This is a genomic window from Variovorax beijingensis, assembly GCF_007828835.1.
Classification (GTDB): domain Bacteria; phylum Pseudomonadota; class Gammaproteobacteria; order Burkholderiales; family Burkholderiaceae_C; genus Variovorax; species Variovorax beijingensis_A.
The window spans coordinates 141,080-153,929 of record NZ_VIVL01000011.1 but is presented as its reverse complement, the minus strand read 5'-3'; the positions used below and the strand labels follow the sequence as shown (position 1 = coordinate 153,929).

Sequence of the window (12,850 nt, the reverse complement as noted above, 5' to 3'; positions counted from 1 at the left end):
TCATTCGCTGTGGATCAATGTTCATTCATTCGGAGAGCGCGGCGTTGTGATAGACCTCCTGGACGTCGTCCAGGTCTTCGAGCACATCGAGCAGCTTCTGCATCCTGGCCGCGTCTTCGCCGGTCAGTTCGATCGTGTTTTCGGCACGCATGGTGACCTCGGCCACCTCGGACTTGAGGCCGGCGGCTTCGAGCGCATTCTTGACGGCCTCGAAATCGGCAACCGCGGTGATCACCTCGATGGCGCCGTCGTCGTCGGTGACCACGTCTTCGGCGCCGGCTTCGAGCGCGGCTTCCATCACCTTGTCTTCATTGGTGCCGGGGGCGAAGATGATCTGGCCGCAGTGCTTGAACTGGAAGGCCACCGAGCCTTCGGTGCCCATGTTGCCGCCGTGCTTGGAGAAGGCGTGGCGCACTTCGGCCACGGTGCGCACGCGGTTGTCGGTCATGGTGTCGACGATGATCGCCGCGCCGCCGATGCCGTACCCTTCGTAACGAATTTCTTCGTAATTGACGCCTTCGAGGTTGCCGGTGGCCTTGTCGATGTTGCGCTTGACGGTGTCGATCGGCAGGTTGACCGCCTTGGCCTTCTCGACCGCCAGCCGCAGCCGCGGGTTGGCGCTGAGGTCGCCCCCGCCGGCGCGGGCAGCCACGGTGATTTCACGGATGGCGCGGGTCCAGAGCTTGCCGCGCTTCTCGTCCTGGCGGCCCTTCCGGTGCTGAATGTTTGCCCATTTGCTGTGTCCGGCCATGGCTTTCTATCTCGCTGTCTTGTGTTTTCAAAGCAAGCTCCGAGTTTACTGTCCGGCGCGCACAACGGCCGGCGCGCCAGCGCCAAAGCGGCAAGGTCTTTTGGTGATAATCCTTCGATGACGCCATCGCCTTCCGTCGGGCCCGGGAATCCGACCATCCTGCCGCCGCACACCCCATTACCGCTGTACTACAAGAACGAGGCGGAGCACCAGGCGTTCCTGCGGCGGATCTTCGACAGCACCGCCGCCGACTACGACCGCATCGAGAGCGTGCTGGCCTTCGGCACCGGGCCGTCGTACCGCCGCGCCGCCCTCTCGCAGGCCGGGCTTGCGCCGGGCGCGCAGGTGCTCGACGTCGGCATCGGCACCGGGCTGGTCGCCCGCGAGGCGCTCAGGATCATCGGCCCCAAGGGCAAGCTGGTCGGCGTCGACCCCAGCGTGGGCATGATGGAGCAGGTCGACCTGCCGGGCGTCGAGCTGGTCCAGGGCGTGGCGGAAGCACTGCCCCGGCCGGACGCCAGCTGCGATTTCGTGAGCATGGGCTACGCCATGCGCCACATCAGCGACGTGGCGGCCGCGTTCGGCGAATTCCACCGCGTGCTGCGCCCCGGCGGCCGCCTGGTGGTGCTCGAAATCACCAAGCCGGAGGGCCGCATCGCCACGGCCCTGCTCAAGGGCTACATGCGCGCCGTGGTGCCGCTGATCGCGCGGGTGGTCGGCCGCCGCAGCAACACCTCGGAGTTGTGGCGCTATTACTGGGACACCATCGAAGCCTGCATTCCGCCGGATCGCGTGCTGGAGGCATTGCGCGCCGCGGGCTTCACCGACGTGCGCCGCCAGGCGAGCCTTGGCGTGTTCTCCGAGTACATGGCGCGCAAGCCAGAAAACACCATCGAGGCCGGCTGACCGTGCGAGTCCAGGGCGAAACCCCCTCCTCTCTGCGCGTCGAGCGCCTTTCGCTGCCGGCCAGCCTTGCGCTGGCCGCCAACGGCAGCGCGCCTTTTGCGGCACTCGGCTACGGCACGCCGCATGAACTGGCATGGATGCCGACCGTCAATGCGCGCGTTCTTTCCGGACAAGGCGCGATGGCGGACGTGTGGCACGTGACCGGCGGGCGAGTCGAATCGGGCACCACCGGCATCGCCCGCTGGCGCAGCGACGGCCAGTGGCTGCTCGGCGCCATCGACCTCGACGAATCGGTCGAGAAGCAGGATCTTGCCGAGCTCTCGCATCGCGCCTACCGCGACCTGTTCAAAACCCTCGACCAGGCCGGCGCGCCGCACCTGCTGCGCATCTGGAACTACCTGCCGCAGATCAATGCCGACGGCGGCGGGCTGGAGCGCTACCGCCAGTTCAACCTCGGGCGCCAGGAAGCCTTCTTCGAGGCCGGCCGTGCCGCCTTCGAGGGTGCGCCCGCGGCGTGTGCGCTGGGCATCCACCAGGGCGCGCTGTCGATCCGCTTCCTGGCCGGCCAGGCCGCGCCCCGGCCGGTCGAAAACCCGCGCCAGGTCTCGGCCTACCGCTACCCCGAGACCTACGGCCCGCGCTCGCCCACCTTCTCGCGCGCCGCTCTGGCCGAGATCGGCAATGGCGACGTGGCGCTTTTCATATCGGGCACCGCGAGCATCGTGGGCCATGAAACCGTGCACCATGGCGACGTGCTGGAGCAGACGCGCGAAACGCTGCGCAACCTCGAAGCCGTGATCGCGGCCGCCAACAACCAGGCCACGGCCGCCTTCGCGCTCGCCATGCTCGACTGCGTGGTCTACGTGCGGCATCCGGCCGATACCGACAAGGTGCGCGGCGTGCTCCAGAGCGCGCTCGGTGCCGACGCGCCGATGATCCGCCACGCGGTCTACCTGGAAGCGGACATCTGCCGCAGCGACCTGCTGGTCGAGATCGAAGCCCACGCCGTCGCCCCGGGTCGCCTGCGGGCCTGACCCGGCGCGATCGATCGGACCGGCAACCCCATGTCGATGAACCGCGTGCTGCGCATTCTCACGGCCATTCCGCTTGCGTTGATGCTCTACGCGCTGCTGCTGTTCCTGGGGCTGATCTCGCTGGCCTGGAACCTGGTGGCAATGCTGCTCTACCCGGTGATGCCCGAGGCGCCTGCGCGCACGCTGGGCCGCCTGACCATCGCCTTCGCCTACCGCATGTTCTGGGGCCTGGCCTCGGTGACCGGGATGATGCGCATCGACGCCAGCTGCCTCGACCCGATGCGCAACGAGCCGGGCGTGATCTTCGTGGCCAACCACCCGACCATGCTCGACGCGCTGCTGCTGGTGGCGCGGCTGCCGCGCAGCGCCTGCATCATGAAGGCCGACCTGCTGCGCAACATCTTCCTGGGCGCGGGGGCGCGGCTGGCGCGCTACATCAGCAACGAATCGGCCCGCACCATGGTGCGCCTGGCGGTGGCCGACCTGCGCAACGGCGGCCAGCTGGTGATCTTTCCGGAAGGCACGCGCACCGTGACGCCGCCGCTCAACCCCTTCGGCCCCGGCGTGACGCTGATCGCCAAGCTCGCGCAAGCGCCGATCCAGACCGTGTTCATCGAGACCGACTCGCCCTACCTGAGCAAAGGCTGGCCGCTGTGGCGCGTGCCGCCGCTGCCCATCGTCTTCAGGCTCCGGCTGGGCCAGCGCTTCGCGCCCATGCAGGACAGCCACGTGCTGCAATCGGAGCTGGAACAATACTTTCGCCAACACATGGAACAGCGCGCCACCGACGCGTCCCCCGCATGCCAGACGCCTCGCGCACACACCTTGTCCTGATCCCCAGCTACAACACGGGCGAACGCCTGTTCTCCACGGTCGAAGCAGCGCGCGCGCAGTGGAACCCGGTCTGGGTGGTGGTGGACGGCAGCACCGACGGCACGGGCGAGCGCCTGCAGCAGATGGCCGCCGGCGACCCGGGCCTGCGGGTCTGGCTGCTGCCGCAGAACCAGGGCAAGGGTGCGGCCGTGCTGCATGGCCTGCGTGCGGCGCGCGAGGCCGGCTTCACGCACGCGCTGACCATGGATTCGGACGGCCAGCATCCGGCCGACCTGATTCCTGCCTTCATGAACGCATCGAAGGCGCGGCCCGAGACCATGGTGCTGGGCCGGCCGGTGTTCGATGCCTCCGCCCCGCTGCTGCGCGTGCGCGGACGGCGCGTGTCGAACGGCTGGACCCAGCTCGAGACCCTGTTTGCGGGCGTTGGCGATTCGCTTTACGGATTCCGCGTGTACCCGGTGGCCGACCTGATCGCCGTGATGGCGCGGCAGCCGTGGATGCGGCGCTTCGACTTCGACACCGAAGCCGTCGTGCGGCTCGCCTGGCGCGGCGTCAAGCCCGTGAACATCGACGCGCCGGTGAAGTACCTGACCGCCGAGGAAGGCGGGGTGTCGCACTTTCGCTATGGGCGCGACAACGTGCTGCTGACGTGGATGCACGCGCGCCTGATGGTCGAATTCGTGTTGCGCCTGCCCGGACTACTTTGGCGCAAGGCCCGGCGCCTGCCCCCCTTCCAGGCCTGACGAACGCGAAGCTTGATGAGTGCGGCGGCTAGATCATCCCGCCATTGATCGAGATCACCTGCCCCGTGATGTAGGCCGCCTCGTCGCTGGCCAGGAACGATGCCAGCGCCGCCACTTCCTGCGGCGTGCCGGCGCGCTTCATCGGCACCATCTGGTTGACCATGGCGGGGTCGAAGGCCGCATCGGCCATCGGCGAGGCGATGATGCCGGGTGCAATGGCATTGACCGTCACGCCGCGCGATGCCACTTCGAGCGACAGCGCCTTGGTCGCGCTGTTGAGCGCCCCCTTGGCGGCGGCATAGTTGACCTGCCCGCGGTTGCCCGTCAGCGCCGAAACGGACGAAATATTGAGAACGCGCCCCCAGCGGGTGCGCATCATCGGCAGCAGCAAGGGCTGCGTCACGCGGAAGAATCCGTTGAGCGAGACGTCGATGACCTTGTGCCACTGGTCGGCGCGCATGCCGGGCAGCACGGCGTCGTCGTGCACGCCGGCGTTATTGACGACGATCTGGACCGGCCCGCCTTCGAGCATGCGCTCGCAGGCCACGCGGCAGGCATCGTCGCTGCGCAGGTCGAACACATGGCATTCGGCCTTGCCGCCCGCAGCTGCAATGGCGGCCGCCAGTTGCTCCACCGCCTCGGGGCGCGAGTTGGCATGCAGCAGCACCGTGGCGCCGTCGCGCGCCAGGCGCTCGGCCATGGCGGCGCCCAAGGCACCGCTGGCGCCGGTGATCAGTGCGCGTTTTCCTTCGAGCGTCATGGTGCGTGGGCTCCGGTTGCCAGCGGCGTATTCAGCACCACCACCGCGCGGCCTTCGGCCAGCACGCGGGCGCCGCTGTCGCTCACCGCGAATTCGTAGAGGATCTGGTTCGTGTCGCCCGACAGGCGGCGCGCCTGCACCTGCAGCGCACCGTCGATGTCGTCGAGCCGCACCACCGACAGGCGCACGTTGCGCGCGCTTGCGAGGAAGCCGGCCGACGGCGCGCTTCCCTCGGCAGCCAGCAGACCGCCGTGCAGCGCCATGGCTTGCGCCGCGTATTCGATGGCGTTGGGCGCGAGCAGGCCGCCCGCGGTTCGCAGCGGGTTGTCCGGTAGCGCATGCGTGCGGGTGCTGCACTGAATGGACTCGGCATCCCAGCCTTCGAGCCGGTCGAGCAGGCACATGCTGCCGCTGTGCGGAATGCGCTCGGCAATGCCGGCGCGGTCGAGCGTCTGCGCAGCCCTGGTCACGCGCGGCGCTCCAGGTCGGCCACCAGCAGCACGTTGGCAAAGGGCGTTCCTTTGCTCATCGGAATGCTCTGGACGCGAAAGTCCAGCCGCTGCAGCGCCGCTACCCAGTCGGACAGCGGCCGACCCCAGGTGGGCGACACCTTGTGGCCGCGGATGCGCGTCACGGTGCGGTCGACCCACTGGCTGATGGCGAAGCCACGCTTGCTCGATGCATCGCCCACGCGCAGCAGCAGCCGGGCGTTCGCATTGCCGCCGCGCCGAAGCGCGTCGTGTACGCGCCGCAAGACGCCGTCCTGTGCTTCGATGCCCACGTAGTGCAGCACGTCGAGAATCACGACCAGGTCGCATTCGGGCAGCGGCACCGAGCACATGTCGGCGCAGACCAGCCGCGGCGCCGGCTGCAGATGCCCGATGGAAGCCTCGGCGCGCGCCACGTCCTTGGGCATCAGCTCGATGCCCGTGTAGTCAGCGGCTGGCGGCGTGGGCTTCCACGACGAGGGCCATCGGCCGTGCGCCTGCATGCGGCTCATCGATGCGAGCAGGCTCGCGAAGAGCCCCTGCCCGCAGCCGATGTCGACCACGCGGCGGTGCGCCGCATCGATCAGCCCGCGTTCGAGCAGCCCGCGGAACACCGGATCGCGTCCCAGCTTGCCGCGCGCGAAATGCCAGGCGAAGCTGCCGCCTTTCTTGTAGGGAACGGTGGCGGCCTCGTGAAGCTCGCGCCAGGCGGCATCGGTGGAAGAAGGTGCCGATGATGAAGAAGAAGGCAGCACCGCACTCATGATCCAAGGCCTTCCGGCAGGGTGACGGCGTGCAGGCGCTCGGCGCGCAGGCGTTCGAAAAGCAAGGGCAATACCTCCAGCAATACAGGGTTTCCCAAAGGGGTGCGCGCGGCGTTGCCGTCGTGCAGAAGCAGGATGTCGCGCGCCTGCAGCTTGCGGCCCAGGCGCGCCATGACCTTGGCGGGATCGCCTTCGCGTGTGTCGAAGCCGCGGCGCGTCCAGCTCACGAGCGACAGGCCCAGCCGGTGCAGCACCGGCTCGAGGAATGGATTGCGCAGGCCCGCCGGCGCGCGGAAGCAGGTCGGGCGCTGGCCGGTGGTGTCGGCCAGGATGTCCTGCGCGCGCGCGATCTCGCTCGCGAAGCCGCGCGGCCCGAGGAATGAAAAATTGTGCCGGTGCCGCGCCGTGTGGTTCTGGATGCTGTGGCCCCGCGCCACGATCTCGCGCGCCAGCGCCGGGTGGGCCAGCGCGCGCTCGGCAATGCAGAAGAAGGTGGCGCGCTGGCCATGTGCGTCCAGCAGGTCGAGCACCCGGGGCGTGACCTCGGGATCGGGCCCGTCGTCGATGGTGATGGCCACCTGGCGCCGGGCACCGGCGGCTTCGGGCAGGCGCGTGACATTGGGGCCCAGCAGGCTGCTGCGCGGCGTGAGCCCCGCGCCGGTGATCAGCGCGTGGTTCAGCGCAATCGCGCCGATCGCCCAGGGCATGGCGCCCGGCACCATGGCGCCGGCACCGATGGCCGCCACGTGCCAGGCCGCGCTGGCACGAATGGCAAGCGGCCAGGGCCAGGATTCGGTCGGAGCGGCAGAGGCGGACGGCATGGCGCGGGATTTTCCCATCAGCCGCGCCCGGGCGGCGTGGGCGCCACGCGGCGTGCGAACGCGGCCGACAGCAGCAATGCCAGCAAGGCGCCCGGCGCCACCACGCGGCCGATCGACGACAGCGCCGGAATGTCCGAGATCGCGATCAGCCCGAAGGACACCACCGTGGTCAGGTTGGCCAGCATCAGCGACGCCAGCGTGTCCTCGTCGGCCCGCCCGGCCACGCGCAGCTGGTCGAAGAACAGCGCGTAGTTGGAGCCCACCGCCACGATCAGCAGCAGCCCCACCAGGTGCAGGATGCCCAGCGGCACCTGCAGCACGGCCATGCCGCCCAGGGTGAGCACCACCGCGAAGACCAGCGGCTGGCACACCGCGAGAAGGCGCCGGCCCGAGCGCAGGTAGATGCCGAGCAGCACCACCACCGCCAGCGCGCCGAGCAGCACCTGCACGAAGGCCTCGTGCAGGTAGCGCTGGTAGAGCCCCGCGAGTTCGCGGCCCACATCGACCACCTGCACCTCGGGCACACCCGCCAGCGCCGCTTCGAGCCGGCGCGCGTCGAACTTCGCCCCGGGGTGCAGCACCACCAGCGTCGACCAGCCGCCGCCGGGGCGCTGGTACATGAGCGTGTTGACGACCGAACCGAGCGGGCCGTCCGCCAGGTCGGCGCGCCGCACGGGCGCGAGCTTGCGCGCGGCTTCGACATCGGCCAGGAAGGGCCCGAGGCGTGCGGCCGGCAGCGGCGAGCCCTGCGTGGCCTCGGCCAGCCGGGTGCGCAGCGTGTCGCCGTCGGGCAGGCTGGCGAGCCGGGCCGACTGGGTCGCGATGCTCGGCAATACGCGCGTCACGGCCTCGAAGCCGCCAAGCTCGCCTTTGTCAACGAGTGCCTCGAGCCGCGCGGTGGCGGCTTCGGTGTTGCGCAGTGCGCTTTCTTCATCGGCGCCGTAGACCACGACCAGCGTGCCGCCGTCACCGGTGCCGATGTCGGCGCGCAGCATCTCGTCGAGCTGCTGGGCCGACTTGGGCACCGGGCTCATGGCGCCGAGGTCGGCGCGCCACAGATGGCCGCCCTGCCAGATGACCAGCACCAGCGCTGCCACGCCGAGCCCGGCGAGCACCCAGCGCAGGTGCGGCAGGCCGCGCACCAGCACGCCGGCCGCGTGCGCCATGTACCGGCGCATGCCCATGCCGGTGGCGCCATCGGGTGCGAGCACGGGCAATGCGTAGCGCGTGGCCAGCGCCGCGGCCACGAGCCCTGCGATGGAGAACACGCCCAGCTGCGCCAGACCCGGGAAGCCCGAGAACACCAGCGCCGCGAAGCCGCACACCGAGGTCAGCAGCCCGAGCCGCACGGTGGGCCAGTGCACCTCGCGCCAGCGCGCCCAGCTGGTGCCGGCCACGGCCGCGCCACGCGCCTGGATCAGGTAGTAGATGGCGTAGTCGACGGTCTCGCCGATCAGCGTGCTGCCGAAGCCCAGCGTCATGCCGTGCACCGAGCCGAACACCACGCTGACCGCCGCGGTCCCCACCACCACACCGGTGGCCACGGGCAGGAAGGCGATGACCAGCGCGCGCGGCGACGCAAAGGCCAGCAGCAGCAGGCCGCCCATCACGATGCCGCCCACGATCGCGAGGTGGATCGCCTCGGTCTTGATCTTGTCGCGGCTCAGCACCGAGAACACGGGCGGGCCGCTCAGCAGCAGCTTCGGCCGGGTGGCTTCGTCCATGCCGCGCGTGGCGGTGTCGAAAGCCGCATGCACGCTTGCAATGGCCTTCGACTGGGCATCGAGATCGCTGCCCGCCGCACGCGTGGTGGCGATCATGAGCGCGCGCGGCGCGCTGCGCGACATCCAGACGCCGTCTTCGCTGCGCGGTGCGCTGGCCGGCGTCAGCTCCACGGCAATGCGCTGGGTCTCGCCGGTGGGATCGCGGTCGAGCAAGGGTTTGATCGCGTTGCCGGCCGGCGTGCCCAGCATCGACAGCGTTTCGTAGATCGCGTCGCGCAGGCCTTCGGCGGTGAAATGTTCGGGCCTCACGCCCGGCGAAAGCTGGTAGCGGTGCGCGAAGACCCAGGTGCCGGCCTCGCTCCAGTCGCCGGTGTCGCCGTTCTGGATCAGGTCGAACAGCCGGCTCTCGCGCATGGACCTGGCCACCGCGCGCGACACGGCCGCGCGCTGCTGCGCGCTCGCGCCGCCCTCGATGCCGAGCATCAGCGTGCGCGATGCCACGCCGCTTTGCAGCTGCTCGATGAGCACCTGCTGCCGCGCGTCGGGGCTCTTGGGCAGGAAAGCGGAAAGGTCTGCGCTGAACTGCGTGCGCGCGATCTGCAATGCGCCGCCGAGCAGCACCAGTGCCCAGGCCAGCAGCACCAGTGCCCGGCGCTGCCAGTCCGGCGGCCCTTCCCCCGCGGTCCCGCGCGCCCTCACGGCGTGGTGCGCCCGGCAGCGCCCGAAGGCGCGGTGGGTGCGGCGCTTTGGCGCTCGGGCGTGATACTCATCACCGAGCGGTCGCCGCCGACGAACTCCATTTCAAGGCCCAGCACTTCGCTGGCACGGCCGCTGATACGGATGCTGCGCACCTGGGCCGCAAGCCGGCTGTCGGCCGGCAGCAGGTCGAGCGTCCAGTTGGCGGCCGAACCGCTCACCGTGCTGCGGAAATAGCGCTGCAGGGTGGCGCCGTCGCCGCTCAGCGTGCCGCGCATGGCTTCGACCAGGCCGAGCAGCTCGGGCATGCTGTCGAGCGTGAGGGTGCGGTTGCGGCCGCCGCGTGAGAGCGTCAGCGTGTTGCCTTCGACCGCCATGGTCTCCACGCGCGGCGACAAGGTGCGCCGCACCAGCTTGTCGGGCGCATCGAAGCTCAGTGTGCCGCGCGCGTCGAGCGGGCCTTCGAGGCCGTGCACGAAGCGCTGCTCGGTGAAGCGGGCCTCGCCGCCCTTCTGCTTGGCAAGCAGCCCCATCAGGTCGGGCAGGTCGAAGGCCCACGCCGGCGCGGCGCAGCAGGCCAGTGCCAGCAGCAGGCTCCTGCAAAGCCAGTCAAACCGAATCTTCGAGCCAGAAATCATGAAAGTTGAACCAGTTGTAGGGATACGCGCGGCACAGGGCATCGAGGCGCGCCACGTAGGCTTCGACCGCCGCGCGGATGCGGCGTTCCCGCTCGGCGGGATCGGATGCCCGCTCGCTGAAGTCGGCCAGAAGGTCGAACCGGACATCGTAGCGCGCACCGCCGCCATAGAGCCCGGCCATGAAGAACACCTTGCGCCGCAGCAGCGCCGCCAGGCGGAACGGGCCGTCGTTGAAACTCGCCGGCTGCCCCAGGAACGGCAGCACGATGTTGTTGCCGCGCTGCTGCGCGGGCTGGTCCTCGCTGCCCGGCAGGGTGCGGTCGACCAGCATGCCGCCGAGCCCGCCGCCGTCGAGCCAGTCTCGCAGCGCGAGCATCGAATGAGGGCGGCCGAGCGCGATCACGTGGGGCCGCAGCTCGGGCAGGCTGATCGCGTTGAGGATGGCCGTGATGCGCTGCGCATTGTCCGGATACATCAGCATCGCAAGCCGCAGTTCGTGCTTGTGCCGGCTGTTGTGCTTGCAGGCGCCCAGGGCCTCGAAGCTGCCGACGTGCGCGCCGAGTAGGAAGGCGCCGCGCCCTTTCAGTGCCTCGGCCTCGAGCGCCTGGTTGCCCTCGACCCTGACATCGAACAGGTCCATGCGTCCGCGCAGGAAGTACACGCGGTCGAGCACCGTCGATGCGAAGGCATGCAGCAGGCGGTAGCCGTCGAGCCAGCCGGCATGCGGGCCGATGGCCCTGAACAGGTAGCGCTTGATGTGGCGCCGCGGCGCGGGAGCGAACAGCAGGAAGTACAGGCTGATCGGCGGCAGCAGCAGGCGCGTGATGCGGCGCCCGCACACCAGTGCCATCAGGCAGATGAAGCGCAGCGCCAGCATGTTGCTGCGTTCGGGAGCGTGCGCCCAGTCGCCGCGCTGGCCTGCCTGCGCCGCGTCTTTCACGGCGCGCGTCTCGGCGTCGGTGTGGTTCATCACGCAGACTCTGGCACGGCGGCCCAGCGGCCGGTGACAGCCAGCACGCCGTCGCAGCGCACGTCGAAGCGCACGCCGCGCGCGGCGCCGGACTCGGGCTGCAGTTCGATGGAGAGCATGCTGCCCGGCCGCACGGGCGCCAGGAACTTGGCGGCCGCGAGCGTGGGATGGGTGCCCAGCCGGGCGACCAGCGCCGGCACGCGCTGCACGGCTTCCATGACCTCGGCCAGTATCAGCGCTCCCGGCAGCAGCGGCTGGCCGGGGAAGTGCCCCGCGAACGCCGGGTGATCAACGGGCACCGCATGGGCCAGTTGCACCGGCGTGTCGTCTTCCGCCAGCTGCGCGAGCGCGAATTCGCGCAGCGCACGCGCCGTGAGCTTGCCGGTGCCTTCGCGCGGAAAGGCCTTCACCTGCACCACGCGGCGCGGCACGAACACCGGCTCCAGCCGCTGGCGCAGCGCGGCAATGATCTGGCCGGCCGAGAGCGTGGGCGCCACCACGAAGGCCACGGGGCGCACCACGCCGTCGGCCACTTCGTCGGGCAGCCAGAACGCGCCGTCCTCGACGCCCGCGATGCTGTTGAGGTGGTAGTTCAGATGCGCGAGCGAGCTGCGCCGGCCCGCGACATGGATCAGGTCGTTGGCGCGGCCCAGCAGGCGGAAGCGGCGCGCGTCGAGCAGTTCGAGCACATCGGCCATCGGTGTGGGCTCGGGCAGGAAGTCGCCGCTGAAGATGAAGCGCTCGGCCCCGTCGCCCTCGCCTGCTTCGGCATGCACGCGGATCTCGCCGAAGGTGTCCCAGACTTCGCTCTGCGTGGTGCGGCGGGTGGCGACCTGGCCGGATTCGGTGCTGCCGTAGATCTCGATCAATACGCCGCCGAGCGCCTGCTCGGCCTGGGCCGCGAGCTGCGGCGAAAGCGGCGCGGTGGCGGAAAGCACCAGGTCGACCGGCGGCAGCTCGATGCCCGAGAGCAGCAGCGTCTTCAGGTGGAAAGGTGTGGTGACCAGCGCGCGCGGCCGCGGCACCGAGGCCAGCGTCCTGGCCACGTCGGCCGGAAAGAACGGCCGTCCGCTGTCGAATGCAGCACCGCCGAGCATGGCCAGCAGCGCCGACGACTCCAGCCCGTAGCTGTGCTGCACAGGCACGGTCGCAACCAGCGTCAGGCCGGCGAGCGATGGCAGGCCGAGCAGGCTGGAGAGCCGTTCCACGGCCACCGCGACATCGCCGACCAGCGTGTCCCAGCGCTTGGCATGCGGCTGCGGCGCGCCGGTGGAGCCGGAGGTCAGCAGGCTCACGGCATGCATGGCGCCGTCGATGGCTGGAACCTCAACGCCGGCCCCTTCGGAACCACACCGGTATTCGACCAGCAGGCGCGGCATGCCGGGCGTGGCGAGCGCGGCATCATCGATCAGGGCAAAAAGATTCGAGCCGCCGGATTCGAGCAGGCGCGCGAGCGTGTCGGGCCGCGCGTCGGGCGGCAGCAGGCTCGCATGGCCACGCACCAGCGCAGCCGCCAGGCCGACCGCAAACGCATAGCGGTCGACACAGAGATTGACCGCCCTGCCCTCGGCAGGCAGCGTCGGCGCGAAGCGGGCCACGTCGGCCAGGAACTGGCGCGTGCTCACGGGCACGCCGGCGCGCCAGGCCAGCGGTGCATCGAGGTCCCGATGGGCGATCAGCGGCAGCAGGCGGGTATCGGTGCTCACGCGGTCGGCCTCTGC

The 12,850-nt window shown here is 70.1% G+C and carries 13 protein-coding genes; 4 read left to right on the top strand and 9 right to left on the bottom strand.

Annotated features, from left to right (window positions below):
- Nucleotides 1-25: 25 nt before the first annotated feature.
- Nucleotides 26-751 carry a YebC/PmpR family DNA-binding transcriptional regulator gene (locus FB547_RS26630; RefSeq protein ID WP_145746644.1) on the bottom strand — a complete coding sequence of 242 codons (726 nt, stop codon included), beginning with the start codon at nucleotides 749-751 and terminating at the stop codon, nucleotides 26-28.
- Between the two features lie 117 nt (nucleotides 752-868).
- Here FB547_RS26630 and FB547_RS26625 point away from each other — a divergent pair, with 117 nt between their 5' ends.
- Genes FB547_RS26625 through FB547_RS26610 form a run of 4 tightly spaced genes read left to right on the top strand, consistent with a single transcriptional unit; the run spans nucleotide 869 to nucleotide 4,268 of the window.
- Nucleotides 869-1,657 (top strand): class I SAM-dependent methyltransferase, encoded by a 789-nt coding sequence (locus FB547_RS26625; RefSeq protein WP_145746643.1) that lies wholly within the window; start codon nucleotides 869-871, stop codon nucleotides 1,655-1,657.
- A gap of 2 nt (nucleotides 1,658-1,659) precedes the next feature.
- On the top strand, nucleotides 1,660-2,691 hold the full coding sequence (locus FB547_RS26620) for a Rid family hydrolase (RefSeq protein WP_145746642.1): 1,032 nt from the start codon (nucleotides 1,660-1,662) through the stop codon (nucleotides 2,689-2,691).
- Between the two features lie 30 nt (nucleotides 2,692-2,721).
- A complete protein-coding gene (locus tag FB547_RS26615) occupies nucleotides 2,722-3,525 on the top strand; it encodes a lysophospholipid acyltransferase family protein (protein WP_225612905.1) in 804 nt (267 codons plus the stop codon).
- The gene (locus tag FB547_RS26610; protein WP_145746641.1) at nucleotides 3,492-4,268 is read left to right on the top strand and encodes a glycosyltransferase family 2 protein; all 777 of its coding nucleotides are present in this window, start codon (nucleotides 3,492-3,494) and stop codon (nucleotides 4,266-4,268) included. Before FB547_RS26615 ends, FB547_RS26610 begins: the two co-directional genes overlap by 34 nt.
- A 28-nt stretch (nucleotides 4,269-4,296) precedes the next feature.
- Here the strand turns inward: FB547_RS26610 and fabG are convergent, their stop codons facing one another.
- The 8 genes from fabG to FB547_RS26570 are packed head-to-tail and all read right to left on the bottom strand — an operon-like array spanning nucleotide 4,297 to nucleotide 12,835.
- Nucleotides 4,297-5,028: a 3-oxoacyl-ACP reductase FabG gene (gene fabG, locus FB547_RS26605; protein ID WP_145746640.1), complete on the bottom strand. Its 732-nt coding sequence runs from the start codon at nucleotides 5,026-5,028 to the stop codon at nucleotides 4,297-4,299.
- Entirely contained in the window at nucleotides 5,025-5,498 is a 474-nt protein-coding gene (locus FB547_RS26600; protein WP_145746639.1) for a hydroxymyristoyl-ACP dehydratase, read from the bottom strand. The genes fabG and FB547_RS26600 overlap by 4 nt, the downstream gene beginning before the upstream one ends.
- Complete coding sequence (locus FB547_RS26595; protein ID WP_145746638.1) at nucleotides 5,495-6,280, bottom strand: class I SAM-dependent methyltransferase; 786 nt, start codon at nucleotides 6,278-6,280, stop codon at nucleotides 5,495-5,497. Before FB547_RS26595 ends, FB547_RS26600 begins: the two co-directional genes overlap by 4 nt.
- Nucleotides 6,277-7,119, bottom strand: coding sequence for a polysaccharide deacetylase family protein (locus FB547_RS26590; RefSeq protein ID WP_145746637.1), 843 nt, complete (start codon nucleotides 7,117-7,119; stop codon nucleotides 6,277-6,279). The genes FB547_RS26595 and FB547_RS26590 overlap by 4 nt, the downstream gene beginning before the upstream one ends.
- Nucleotides 7,119-9,524 carry an MMPL family transporter gene (locus FB547_RS26585; protein WP_145746636.1) on the bottom strand — a complete coding sequence of 802 codons (2,406 nt, stop codon included), beginning with the start codon at nucleotides 9,522-9,524 and terminating at the stop codon, nucleotides 7,119-7,121. The genes FB547_RS26590 and FB547_RS26585 overlap by 1 nt, the downstream gene beginning before the upstream one ends.
- Entirely contained in the window at nucleotides 9,521-10,159 is a 639-nt protein-coding gene (locus FB547_RS26580) for a LolA-related protein (RefSeq protein WP_145746635.1), read from the bottom strand. Before FB547_RS26580 ends, FB547_RS26585 begins: the two co-directional genes overlap by 4 nt.
- Nucleotides 10,131-11,129, bottom strand: a complete 999-nt coding sequence (locus FB547_RS26575; RefSeq protein WP_145746634.1) for an acyl-CoA synthetase — start codon at nucleotides 11,127-11,129, stop codon at nucleotides 10,131-10,133. Before FB547_RS26575 ends, FB547_RS26580 begins: the two co-directional genes overlap by 29 nt.
- Nucleotides 11,129-12,835: an AMP-binding protein gene (locus FB547_RS26570; RefSeq protein WP_145746633.1), complete on the bottom strand. Its 1,707-nt coding sequence runs from the start codon at nucleotides 12,833-12,835 to the stop codon at nucleotides 11,129-11,131. The genes FB547_RS26575 and FB547_RS26570 overlap by 1 nt, the downstream gene beginning before the upstream one ends.
- Between the last annotated feature and the right edge of the window lie 15 nt (nucleotides 12,836-12,850).

Coding starts and splice junctions, on each gene's coding strand:
- FB547_RS26575 (WP_145746634.1), bottom strand. CDS start 11,129: ATGAACCACACCGACGCCGAGACGCGCGCCGTGAAAGACGCGGCGCAG.
- FB547_RS26625 (WP_145746643.1), top strand. CDS start 869: ATGACGCCATCGCCTTCCGTCGGGCCCGGGAATCCGACCATCCTGCCG.
- fabG (WP_145746640.1), bottom strand. CDS start 5,028: ATGACGCTCGAAGGAAAACGCGCACTGATCACCGGCGCCAGCGGTGCC.
- FB547_RS26630 (WP_145746644.1), bottom strand. CDS start 751: ATGGCCGGACACAGCAAATGGGCAAACATTCAGCACCGGAAGGGCCGC.
- FB547_RS26610 (WP_145746641.1), top strand. CDS start 3,492: ATGCCAGACGCCTCGCGCACACACCTTGTCCTGATCCCCAGCTACAAC.
- FB547_RS26615 (WP_225612905.1), top strand. CDS start 2,722: ATGTCGATGAACCGCGTGCTGCGCATTCTCACGGCCATTCCGCTTGCG.
- FB547_RS26595 (WP_145746638.1), bottom strand. CDS start 6,280: ATGAGTGCGGTGCTGCCTTCTTCTTCATCATCGGCACCTTCTTCCACC.
- FB547_RS26590 (WP_145746637.1), bottom strand. CDS start 7,119: ATGGGAAAATCCCGCGCCATGCCGTCCGCCTCTGCCGCTCCGACCGAA.
- FB547_RS26580 (WP_145746635.1), bottom strand. CDS start 10,159: ATGATTTCTGGCTCGAAGATTCGGTTTGACTGGCTTTGCAGGAGCCTG.